This is a genomic window from Kitasatospora sp. NPDC056327 (assembly GCF_042261735.1).
Taxonomy (GTDB): Bacteria; Actinomycetota; Actinomycetes; order Streptomycetales; family Streptomycetaceae; genus Kitasatospora.
The window spans coordinates 1-10530 of sequence record NZ_JBHJRC010000292.1; the positions used below are offsets into that span (position 1 = coordinate 1).

General features: G+C 72.9%; 9 protein-coding genes and 1 pseudogene. 5 read left to right on the top strand and 5 right to left on the bottom strand.

All coding sequences use genetic code 11. From position 1 onward, the window contains the following. Nucleotides 1-186 precede the first annotated feature (186 nt). From ACFCX4_RS30050 to ACFCX4_RS30065, 4 genes are all read right to left on the bottom strand, one after another. Entirely contained in the window at nucleotides 187-2655 is a 2469-nt protein-coding gene (locus ACFCX4_RS30050) for a cutinase family protein (protein ID WP_376149181.1), read from the bottom strand. Nucleotides 2656-2782: 127 nt separating this feature from the next. After that, the gene (locus tag ACFCX4_RS30055; RefSeq protein ID WP_376149184.1) at nucleotides 2783-3220 is read right to left on the bottom strand and encodes a hypothetical protein; all 438 of its coding nucleotides are present in this window, start codon (nucleotides 3218-3220) and stop codon (nucleotides 2783-2785) included. 485 nt (nucleotides 3221-3705) lie between these two features. Further along, nucleotides 3706-4239, bottom strand: a complete 534-nt coding sequence (locus ACFCX4_RS30060; RefSeq protein ID WP_376149186.1) for a hypothetical protein — start codon at nucleotides 4237-4239, stop codon at nucleotides 3706-3708. Continuing rightward, nucleotides 4240-4398 carry a hypothetical protein gene (locus ACFCX4_RS30065; protein ID WP_376149189.1) on the bottom strand — a complete coding sequence of 53 codons (159 nt, stop codon included), beginning with the start codon at nucleotides 4396-4398 and terminating at the stop codon, nucleotides 4240-4242. It lies immediately after the preceding gene. A 281-nt stretch (nucleotides 4399-4679) separates the two neighbouring features. Between ACFCX4_RS30065 and ACFCX4_RS30070 the strand changes: the two genes are divergently transcribed. The 4 genes and pseudogenes from ACFCX4_RS30070 to ACFCX4_RS30085 all read left to right on the top strand — a co-directional run bounded on the left by ACFCX4_RS30070 (nucleotide 4680) and on the right by ACFCX4_RS30085 (nucleotide 8093). After that, entirely contained in the window at nucleotides 4680-6077 is a 1398-nt protein-coding gene (locus ACFCX4_RS30070; protein WP_376149192.1) for a uracil-xanthine permease family protein, read from the top strand. 139 nt (nucleotides 6078-6216) lie between these two features. Continuing rightward, nucleotides 6217-6585 (top strand): annotated as a pseudogene (locus ACFCX4_RS30075) (nitrate reductase); the annotation flags it as partial. Nucleotides 6586-6741: 156 nt separating this feature from the next. Next, entirely contained in the window at nucleotides 6742-7473 is a 732-nt protein-coding gene (locus ACFCX4_RS30080) for a heparin lyase I family protein (RefSeq protein WP_376149194.1), read from the top strand. 59 nt (nucleotides 7474-7532) lie between these two features. Continuing rightward, nucleotides 7533-8093, top strand: a complete 561-nt coding sequence (locus tag ACFCX4_RS30085; protein ID WP_376149197.1) for an OsmC family protein — start codon at nucleotides 7533-7535, stop codon at nucleotides 8091-8093. 223 nt (nucleotides 8094-8316) lie between these two features. Here the strand turns inward: ACFCX4_RS30085 and ACFCX4_RS30090 are convergent, their stop codons facing one another. Beyond that, complete coding sequence (locus tag ACFCX4_RS30090) at nucleotides 8317-8772, bottom strand: hypothetical protein (protein ID WP_376149200.1); 456 nt, start codon at nucleotides 8770-8772, stop codon at nucleotides 8317-8319. A gap of 343 nt (nucleotides 8773-9115) precedes the next feature. Here ACFCX4_RS30090 and ACFCX4_RS30095 point away from each other — a divergent pair, with 343 nt between their 5' ends. After that, complete coding sequence (locus ACFCX4_RS30095; RefSeq protein ID WP_376149203.1) at nucleotides 9116-10483, top strand: lysine N(6)-hydroxylase/L-ornithine N(5)-oxygenase family protein; 1368 nt, start codon at nucleotides 9116-9118, stop codon at nucleotides 10481-10483. The last annotated feature ends 47 nt before the right edge of the window (nucleotides 10484-10530 follow it).

Sequence of the window (10530 nt, forward strand, 5' to 3'; positions counted from 1 at the left end):
GGTTCTTTTGTTTATACCCCACCCCCCGCGGGCCCCACCCCCCCCGGGCCGGGGTGCGCGCCCCCGCCCCCGCCCCGGGGGCCCCCCCCCCCCCGCGGGGCCCCCGCCGCTCCCACGGAGTGGCGGGCACCCGGTGACGGGCCCCGGACGGTCGGCCCGCAGCGCCGACCGCCCCACCCGTCCCCGTCAGACCACGTTCGGCGGGTCGCCCGGCCGACGGCTCGCACACGCCGGCACGTTGTCCAGCCAGGCCGGCCCCTGGAGGAAGATGTTGCTGATCCAGCCCCCGTAGTCCGGAAGGTACGACCACGCGCTGTTGGTGACGCCCTCCGCCGTCACCGACTGCCCGCGGTCCTGGCAGAGCACCCGGACGGTGGCCGGGCCGGCGAAGGTGTGGACGGCCGCGGTGCTCGTCGAGGCGTCCTGGCGCACCTGCACGCCCGAACCCCACATGGTGAAGCCGGAGTTGCCGGTGGACGTGCCGTTGCCGCCGCAGGGCGGGACCCCGTCCAGCCAGGCCGGCCCCTGGAGGAAGATGTTGCTGATCCAGGCCTGGTGGTCGGGCAGGTAGGACCAGGCGTCATTGGTGACGCCCTCCGCCGTGACGGTCTCCGCGTGCTGCTGGCAGGAGATCGTCACCTGGGTCGGCCCGGCGAACACCGGCCCCAACGGTGCCGAGACGGTGGGCCGCTGGCGGGTGTTCACTCCCGATCCCCAGGTGCTGAACCGGCCGTTGCCGGAACCCGTGTTGCCGTCGCAGGCGGGCACGCCCGGCAGCCAGTCGGGGCCCTGGACGTAGATGTTGCTGACCCAGCCCCGGTAGTCCGGCAGGTAGGCCCACGCGTCGTTGGTGTACCCTTCCGCGCTGACCGTCTCGGCGTGCTTTTGGCACTGGACGGCCACCGACATGGGCGCCGAGAACGTCGCCACCGGGGTACCGGCACGCGAGGGCAACGGACGGACGTTCACACCGGTGGCCCAGGTCTGGAAGCGGCCCGAACCACCGCTCGACCCGTCGCAGGCGGGCACTCCGTCGAGCCAGGCCGCCCCCTGGACGTAGATGTTGCTGATCCAGCCCCGGAGGTCGGGCAGGTAGGCCCAGGCGTCGTTGCTGTACCCCTCGGCGGTGACGGTCTCCGCCTGCTTCTGGCACTGCACGTTGATCGCCGTGGGCCCGCTGAGCGTGGTCACGACGGGAGCCGTCAGCGAGGCCGAGGCACGCACGTTGACCGAGTCGCCCCAGGTGCTGTGGGTGGCCGACCCGCCGCCCGTCCCCGAGTGGGCGAGCCGCACGGCACCGGCGTAGTTGTTGTGACTGGCGAACTGGCTGACCATCAGGTGCGTGTCGGACTCCCGGGCTTCGACGATCTTCCCGTCGCCCAGGTAGATCGCCACGTGGGAGATGGGCGAGCCCCAGAAGACCAGGTCCCCGGGGAGCAGCGGCGCGGTGCCCTGCGCGGCCGTGAACCTCTGGGTGGCCGGCAGCTGGGACTCCTGCGCGGCCGTGCGCTGGCCCATCAGGTCGTAGCCGACCGCCTTCGCCCAGGCGTACCGGACGAAGCCCGAGCAGTCGAAGCCCTGCCGGTACGGGTCGTTCTTGCTGCGCTCCGGGTCGGAGGTGTCGACGAAGCCGTAGGTCGGCCCGGGGGCCGGGCCGTGGCCGCCGCCCCAGGTGTACCAGGTGTTCAGGCTGACCTCGCGGCAGGCCCACTCCACCGCGCGGCCCGCCGCGTCGTTCGGCGGAACGACGGTGAGCCCGCAGTGGCGACCGGGGTTCCAGGTCGGGGCGGGCGGGGGACCGCTGATCCCCCTCATCTGCCGGGCGAACCAACTGCCGAGGCTCACCCGGTAGTCGGTCTGGCCGCAGCAGGCCTGGTAGCTGGTGTGGATCTCGGCGCCGAGTTCCGTACTGGTGCTCCCCATGGGGTCGCAGGTGAGGTCGCCGATGATGCAGAAGTCCAGGCTGCGGCCGGCGATGTCGGCGGGCAGCAGACGGGGCCCCAGCGCACCGCCCTGGCTCTCCTTGTCGGTGGTTCCGGTGCGGTAGCCGGTGCGCACGGTGTAGGAGGTGGTGCCCGCCGGGCTGTGCGGGTCGGCGATCAGCAGGACGGCACCGATCCGGGCGCGTTCGGCGGGCGTGAGCAGGTCGATGGCGTTGTGCACCACGTTGGCGCCCTGCGAGTACCCCATCAGGCCGATCCTGGTGTCGGGGCAGCGGGTCGCCATCTTCTGGACCACTTGGACCAGTTGGATGACGCCGGTGTTGCGGGACTTGACCCAGCGGGAGTCCCCGGTCCAGCTGGTCAGATTGTCGAAGTTGAAGGCCGCAGCCTCGTAGGGCAGCGGGTAGAAGTCGGTCGAGGAGGTGTCGAGGCCGGCGATCTGCGCCTGGCGCAGGTAGGCGCCGGCCCGGTCGCCCATGTGGTCGAGACCCGGGTAGGCGGGACTCTCGGGCGAGTTCTCCCCCGAGCCCCGGACGCCGATCACGAAGTTGGTGTTGCAGAACAGCGGCAGGCCCTTGGCCCAGGGCTGCGCGTCGACGGGGTAGAAGTCGACCGCGTGGGCGTCCGGGGCCGCGCCGAGTGGGAGGAGGGCCAGCACGACGACGGCCGCGCACAGGCGCGCGAGCCGGCCGAGCAATCTGCTGACGGACATGAGGGTACGTGGTCCTTCCGGAGCGGTGGTCGTTCGTCGGGATCGCACGAGCGCCCGGGCCGGGCACGTGCAGCCCGGAGCCGGGCCCGGGGGAGGACGGGCCCGGCTCCGGAGCGCGGGGTTGGGGTCAGCACCTGTCCGGCACGCCGTCGATCCAGTTGGTGACGTTGTCGATGAAGTAGCTCGCTATGTAGCCGCGGCGGCCGTCGGCGGTACGCACCCACACCCAGTACGGGTTGCCCCCGACGACCTGGCCACCCACGGTCTGGCAGTAGACCCAGACCTGTGCGGGTGCGCTCACCGTGCCGTCCACGATGAAGCACTCCGTCACGGACGGCCACAGGTAGCACCCCTCGCCGCCCCGGCGCAGGTTGACGTCGGACGCCCAGACGCCGTACCAGCCCTCGCCGTGGCCGGAGGCGTGCGCCGTCCCGCCGGTCGCCAGGCCCAGGCCCGTCGTGGCCAGCAGGACGGCGCCGGCGGCCGCGGCGGACCGGCGGGTGAAGCGGCGGGCCATCCGCTGCAGGACGGAGGTGCCGCGCTCGTGCTCGGTCGCTTGTGACATGTCGTGCTCCTTCGAGAGAGGGTCGGGTTCGGGTGCGGACCGGCGCTCCGCCACGGCCGAGCGCCGACGTCCATCGAACGCCGCGGCGCACCGGAGTTCGAGGCACCGAGAGAATCGCCGGACAATCCGTGGCGGCCCGCCCCCCGGGGGGCGCCCCGCCGGCGCCTTCGGGCAATCGACGGACAATCCGCGGACAATTCCGCTCCCCCGCCTCCCGGGCCGGTTCTGTGCGCCGCGGGCCGGCGGACCGGGATCGTCGTCCACGGGCCGGGATCGCCGTCACCCGACAGGTCGGCCGGAGCACCCGGCGTAGTACGTGGTAGTGCGGGTTGACGCCCGCGACCGCACTCCGGGTTGACGATCCCGGCCTCCTTGGTCCCGGAACCGGTGCGCACACCCCGACCGAGGAGGACGGACCGGCTGAGCGCACCGAGCCCGTCGTCGCACCGCACCGATTCCGCCGCCGCCCGCTGCGTTGCTCCAGGTCAGCCGACGGGCCACGATTTCGGGGCCGGGCCGAACGCGAGCCTGCCGGCTCCCACGCACCCGCCGGCGAGGAGGGCGTCGGCCCCGCCGCCGATGGCGAATCCGATGCCGAACGGCACGAGCTTGCCGAGGACGAGGACCCCCTGCTTCGTCCCGTACTTCGTCACCCAGTGCTTCCCCAGAACGCGGTTGATCCGATGCAGCTTCTGCACGGGTACGTCGGCGACGATCCGCCGGGCCCAGTGCCGGGCCGTGCGATCGGTGCCCTTCGCGATGACCCGGCGGCCGCTCCCGCCGAGCATGAGCCCGAGTACGAGTGTCCGGCGGCGCTCGACCTCGTCGAGGGGGACTCCGTGGACGTCCGCGACCGAGAGCGCGAAGAGAGTGGTGAGCTCCATGGCGGTCAGGACTTCGCCCCCGGACATCGCCGCGGCCAGTGCCGTCCCGACCCCCGGGGCGGCGGCGAGGCCTCCGGTCGCGGCGCCCGCTGCGGCCCGGCCGGTGACGTACAAGCGCTCCAGCGTCCGGATCACCTACCCCGGTGTTGCCTCGTGCCGTCGGCGTCGGGCCCGGGTGATGTTCCTCTGCACCAGCCGGCCCTGGATCTCCACCGCCCCGTCCAGCAGGCCCAGAGCCAGTGCACCGAAGCCGGACCTGTCCGGGGCCGGCCCGATGTGGCTGCTCGCTGACATGTGCAACTCCTCGGTGACTGTGCCGCTTTGAGTCTCCCACCGATCACCGGGGGCCTTGACAGGGCTGGTGCAGCATGACCACACGCATGGCCGTGATCGTTCGCCGTGCTGTACCGGCGACGAGCTGAGCGCTCTTCGTCGGGCACGGCCGCCGTCGTCGCCGGGACCGACACCAGAGCCCTCCTCGGGCAACCTGCGCTGCGGCCGGGAGATCATGTTGGTTTCAGCGTGCGGTCCCGGGGTGCCTTTCGGGACACGGTCGAGTGGAACAGGTAAAAGGGATGAAGGTCGGGTTCGGGTGGAAGCTGCATGGGGACGGGCGTGCGCCGCGGCCCGGGGCCGTGGTGCGGCCGGACGAGCGGTTGTCGTGGGGGCGGACGGTCGGGCTCGGGGCGCAGCACGTGGTGGCCATGTTCGGGGCCACTTTTGTGGCACCCATTCTCATGGGGCTGGATCCGAACCTCGCGGTGATGCTGTCGGGTGTGGCAACGGTGTTCTTCCTGCTGGTGACGCAGGGCCGGATCCCGTCGTACCTGGGCTCCAGTCTGTCGTTCGTGGGCGTGGCCGCGGTGATCAAGTCGCAGGGCGGGGACACGGCGACGGTGACGGGTGCGCTGCTGGTGGCGGGTGCGGTGCTCGCGGCGTGCGGGGCGGTGGTGCAGGGGCTCGGGGCGAAGGTGGTGCACGCGGTGCTGCCGCCGGTGGTGACCGGTGCGGTGGTGATGCTGATCGGGTTCAATCTGGCACCGGTGGCGGCGGGGACGTACTGGCCGCAGGACCAGTGGACGGCGCTGCTGGTGATGGCGTTCACGGGGTTGGCGCTGGTGGTGTTGCGGGGGTTCTGGTCGCGGATCGCGATCTTCCTGGGACTGGTGTTCGGGTACGTGGTGTCGTGGCTGTTCGACCGGGTCTTCGGGAAGATCCACTCTCCGGTCGGCGGCGGGGCCGCGACGGAGCACTGGCGTCTGGACCTGTCGGGCGTGGGGAAGGCGGACTGGATCGGTCTGCCGTCGCTGCACGCGCCGAGCTTCCAGGCGTCCGCGGTGCTGGTGGCCCTGCCCGTGGTGGTGGCGCTGATCGCGGAGAACGCGGGGCACGTGAAGGCGGTTTCGGAGATGACGGGTGATCCGCTGGACGACCGGATGGGTGCCGCGATCATGGCGGACGGCACGGCGACGGTGCTGTCGACGGCGGTGGGTGGTCCGGCGACGACGACGTACGCGGAGAACATCGGCGTGATGGCGGCGACCCGGGTGTACTCGACGGCCGCGTACTGGTGCGCGGCCGGCTTCGCGATCCTGTTCGGCCTGTGCCCGAAGTTCGGCGCGGTCGTCGCGGCGATCCCGGGCGGGGTGCTGGGCGGGATCACGGTGGTGCTGTACGGCATGATCGGCCTGCTGGGCGCGCAGATCTGGATCCACAACAGGGTGGACCTCACCAATCCGCTGAACCTGGTGCCGGTCGCGGCCGGCGTCATCGTCGGCATCGGCAACGTGACGCTGAAGTTCAGCGACGACTTCGAGCTCGGCGGCATCGCCCTGGGCACCCTGATCGTACTGCTCGGCTATCACGGCCTGCGCGCCCTGGCCCCCGTCCACCTGAAGCACCCCCAGTCCGGGAGCGGCCCACTGCTGGACGAAGGCACCAGCGCCTACGACGACGACCGGGGGAAGGGGTGACGGACCTCGGCCGCACCCGCTGAACGCCACCGAGCCGGTGGTGCCGGAGCACCGGCCCCTGGCGGACTTCCCGGCCCGCAGCCCGGCTGCGGGCCGGGCCTGACGGCCTTCGATGCGGCCAGGGCGTCGATCCTGGCCCGTCGTGGCCGCCGTCCCCGGCGGGGTGCTCGGCGGCATCACCGTCATCCTGTACGGCATGATCGGCCTGCTCGGCGCCCAGATCCGGATCAAGTCCGGCGTCGACCTGCGCAACCCGCTGAACCTGGTCCCGGCCGCCGCGGGCATCATCATCGGCATCGGGAACGTCACCCTGGAGTTCACCGACACCTTCAGCCTCAGCGGCATCGCGCTGGGCACCCTGGTCGTCATCACCGGCTACCACGTGCTGCGCGCGCTCGCCCCCGCGCACCTCAGGACGCAGGAGCCGCTGCTGGACTCCGGCACCTCCTCCTACGACGCGGGCCCCGGCGACGGCCCCGGGGCACCGGGGGAGCGGGGCACCCGGTAGGGCGCGCGCCCGGGCCGCCCGGCGGCGTTGCCCGAAAGGGCCTCGCCCGGCCGGCCCGCTTGGCCTGACGGGACATCAGGTGGTCGAATCTCCGGTGCGGCCGGGCCGACCGGCCCGGCCGGGGTCCGCCCGGCCGCCCACCCACCGGGGAGAGGCATGTCCCTTCCGTCGCAGTACCGCAGGACCGCCGCCGGGGCCGTCGCGCTCGCCGCGCTCGCGGTCACCGGAGTCTCGGCGACCGCCGGCACCTCCGCCGCCGCGGCCGGCCAGGTCCTGTGGACCCCGAGCACCGCCGAGGGCCCGTCCTCCTTCGCCGCCGTCCAGTGCGCCCCCGGCAACCTCAAGGTCGTCCGGAGCGCGGCCAAGGGCGACGTCTGGCGGGCCTTCCAGGCCGCCGGCGAGGAGCGCTGCGAGACGCTGAGCCCCAACCTGAAGGAGGGCGAGACCTTCTTCCTCGGCTGGTCCTCCAAGCTCAACATCACGGACACCAACAGCCGCTACGTCTTCCAGCTCAAGTGTTCGCCGAGCGCCGGCACCGCGAACCACCCGATCGAGATCGACGCGACCAGTGGGCGCATCCGCCTCCAGGAGTGGGACACCGACCACGTCGCCCACACCCTCTGGACCGCGCCGACCGTCAACAACCAGTGGCACTCCTACGCCCTGAAGATCCGCCTCGGCCGTACCGACGGCACCATCGACTTCTGGTTCGACGGCGTCAAGCAGACCTTCACCACCGGCGCGGACACCTTCAGGGGCACCACCTGGGACGGGAACCGCAACTACCTCAAGTGGGGCTCCTACCACCAGTCCCCGGGCGGCGCGAGCAACACCTTCACCAGCCCCGTCATGGCGACCACCCTGGAGGCCGCCACCGCCGGCTCCTGACCCCCCTAACCTGCCGGAGCCCCCGCCCCGTGCGGGGGCCCGGCCCGTACGCTCGGGCCATGACACACATACCTGCGGTCCGCACACCGGGCCTGGCCGACCACCTGCGCGACAAGGGCGAGGCCATGCGCGACGCCGCCCGCCGCCGGCCGGACAGCGCGGACTGGGACGAGGAGGTCGGCGCGGTCTGCGTGGCCGACGACGCCACCGGGGTCCGCAAGGTCCGGGTGGGGGACTGGTCCCTCATCGGCGACGGCGGGCCCGACATCGGCGGCTTCGGGCTCGGTCCGTCCTCGCCGGAGCTGTTCTGCGCGGTCGTCAGCACCTGCCTGACGCACACCATCCTGTGCGTCGCCGCGCTCGACGGCGTCGCCCTGGACCGCGTCGAGGTCCGGGTGAGGGCGCGCAACAACGACGCCCGGTTCTTCGGCGTGCCGACCGACGCGCCCGCCGTCCCCTACGACCTGACCGCGGAGGTCGAGCTCGGCGGCGCGGCCGGACCGCAGGTCCTCGCCGAGCTGCTCGCCACCGCCGACGCCCGCTGCCCCATGCTGCGGCTGGTCCGCACCGGGCACACCGTCGCCGTCCGCCTCGCCGACGGCCTCCCCGCCGGCGCCTGAGCCGCGGGGGCCGAGCCGAGGGTACTGGGCTGTGGGTGCTGGGCTGTGGGGGGCTGGGCCACCGGGGCCGCCAGTCAGCCCTTCCCGCTGTCGCGGGCGGGAAGCCCCGCGGTCGACGCCCGGTTCCCGGTGGAGGAGGCGTAGCCGCGCCCGGCGGCGCGGGAACGCCCCGGCGGACGGTGTCCGCCGGGGCGTTCGGCGTCCTGCGGGAGGTTCCGGAGGATCAGCCGCGCGGAACGGCGCGGGTCCACCAGTAGCCCCAGTTGCCGCCGGCGTCGCGGTCGCGGTTCAGGTCGGCACCGATGGTGAAGGAGCGCGCGCCGATGGTGAACGCGTTGCCCTTCCGGTTGGTGATCTTCACCTTGTTGGCGAAGTCGTGGTCGCCGCCGAGGGACATCCACGGGGCCTGGCCGCCCTTCGGCGGGAACCAGGTGGTCCACACGTTGAAGTCGGTGCCGATGACGAACAGCTGCTTGGTGCCGTCGCTGAGGGTCACGTAGGTCTTGCCGTCGCCGTAGTCGCCGCCGCAGAAGAAGGCGCCGCCGCTGGCGTTGCAGGTCTTGGGCCTGGGCACCGGCTGGGCCGTGTCACGGTCGCCCGCGGCCACGGCCGGGGAGGCGCCCAGGGCGAGGGCGGTCAGCGTGGCGAGGGCCACGGCGGCGGTCTTGATCCTGCTCATCGGTACTCCTGAAAGGGCTGTGGCAAGGGGGAGGCGCGGGCCGTTCACCGGCCCGCGGACAGCCTTGGGCAGGGTGTGACGGAGCGTCAACGCGTGCCCCGGACCCGTGCCCCCGGTGCCGGCCGCCGGTGCCTGTAGAGGCATGGATCGCGGAATCGGTGAACCGTGCGCCCCCGGGCGGCGCGGGGCGGCGACGGTCCCGGGCCGGCGGGCGGTGAGCTTGACTCCCCTGCGATGATGAACAAACTAAGGTAAGGCTTACCTAATAAAATGTCGCAGGGTTCCGGGCGCGGCTCGCCGCGGCCCGGTCCCCGCGAACGATCGATCAGTCGGAAGGACCACCATGGCGCGAGATGACAGCCCGGCCGAGCGCGGAGGCGGTGTCGCGGACCTCGTCGGGGTCGGGTTCGGCCCGGCCAACCTGGCCCTGGCCATCGCGGTCGACGACCACAACCGGCGCAGCCCGGAGCGGCCGGTCCGGGCCCGGTTCCTGGAGCGGCAGGAACGGTTCGGCTGGCACCGCGGCATGCTGTTGGACGGCGCGACCATGCAGGTGTCCTTCCTCAAGGACCTCGTGACGCTGCGGGACCCGCGAAGCCGGTTCACCTTCCTCTCCTACCTGGAGGGCCAGGGGCGGCTCGCGGACTTCATCAACCTCCGGACCTTCCACCCGACGCGGCGGGAGTTCCACGGCTACTTCGAGTGGTGCGCCGCGCAGTTCGCGGGGATCACCGCGTACGGGCGGCAGGCCGTCGGGGTCCGGCCGGTGGAGTCGGACGGCAGGGTCGGCGAGGTGGAGGTCGTCTCGGAGCCGGCCGGCGGCGGGGCGGGCGGCCGGGAGGCCGTCCGGGCCCGCAACCTGGTCATAGGGACCGGGCTGACCCCGCGCCTGCCCGCCGGGGTGGAGGCGGGCGAGCGGGTGTGGCACACCCGTGACCTGCTGCTCCGCGCGCCCGCTCTGGCGGGCCGGGCCGACGCGCTGCGGCACCGCCGGATCGCCGTGGTCGGCGCGGGCCAGTCGGCCGCGGAGGCGGTCGAGTACCTGCACCGGACCTTCCCGGAGGCGGAGATCTGCGCCGTGCTGACGCGGTACGGCTACAGTCCGGCCGACGACAGCCCGTTCGCCAACCGGATCTTCGACCCGTCCGCCGTCGACGAGTTCTACCGGGCCCCCGAGGAGGCGAAGCGGGCCCTGCTGGACCACCACGCCAACACGAACTACGCCGTGGTGGACCGGGACCTGATCGAGCAGCTCTACCGGGTGGTCTACGACGAGAAGGTGGCGGGCCGGGAGCGGCTGCGGGTCCTGAACGCCACCCGGCTGACCGGGGTGGAGCACGACGCGGACGGCGCGCGGGCGGTGGTGCGCTCGCTGACGACCGGCGAGGAGCGGGTGCTCGACTGCGACGCGGTCGTCCTGGCGACCGGGTACGCGCACGTCGACCCCCACGCGCTGCTGGGGCCGCTGGCGGCGTCCTGCCTGACCGACGGGCAGGGGCGGCTGCGGGTGGACCGGGACCACCGGGTGCTGACGGAAAATCGGGTGGAGGTCGGGATCTACCTCCAGGGCGGGACGGAGCACACCCACGGCCTGACCTCTTCGCTGCTGTCCACGCTGGCCGTCCGCTCCGGCGAGATCTGCGACTCGCTGCTGCTGCGGCAGGCCGGGCGGACGCTGCGGGGGGAGGGGGCCGTGCGGGCCGGCCACTGAGCGGCCCGGGCCGCCGGGGAGGACGCCGACGCGTACCTCCCCGGCGG

Coding starts and splice junctions, on each gene's coding strand:
- ACFCX4_RS30050 (WP_376149181.1), bottom strand. CDS start 2,655: ATGTCCGTCAGCAGATTGCTCGGCCGGCTCGCGCGCCTGTGCGCGGCC.
- ACFCX4_RS30055 (WP_376149184.1), bottom strand. CDS start 3,220: ATGTCACAAGCGACCGAGCACGAGCGCGGCACCTCCGTCCTGCAGCGG.
- ACFCX4_RS30065 (WP_376149189.1), bottom strand. CDS start 4,398: ATGTCAGCGAGCAGCCACATCGGGCCGGCCCCGGACAGGTCCGGCTTC.
- ACFCX4_RS30070 (WP_376149192.1), top strand. CDS start 4,680: ATGAAGGTCGGGTTCGGGTGGAAGCTGCATGGGGACGGGCGTGCGCCG.
- ACFCX4_RS30080 (WP_376149194.1), top strand. CDS start 6,742: ATGTCCCTTCCGTCGCAGTACCGCAGGACCGCCGCCGGGGCCGTCGCG.
- ACFCX4_RS30085 (WP_376149197.1), top strand. CDS start 7,533: ATGACACACATACCTGCGGTCCGCACACCGGGCCTGGCCGACCACCTG.
- ACFCX4_RS30090 (WP_376149200.1), bottom strand. CDS start 8,772: ATGAGCAGGATCAAGACCGCCGCCGTGGCCCTCGCCACGCTGACCGCC.
- ACFCX4_RS30095 (WP_376149203.1), top strand. CDS start 9,116: ATGGCGCGAGATGACAGCCCGGCCGAGCGCGGAGGCGGTGTCGCGGAC.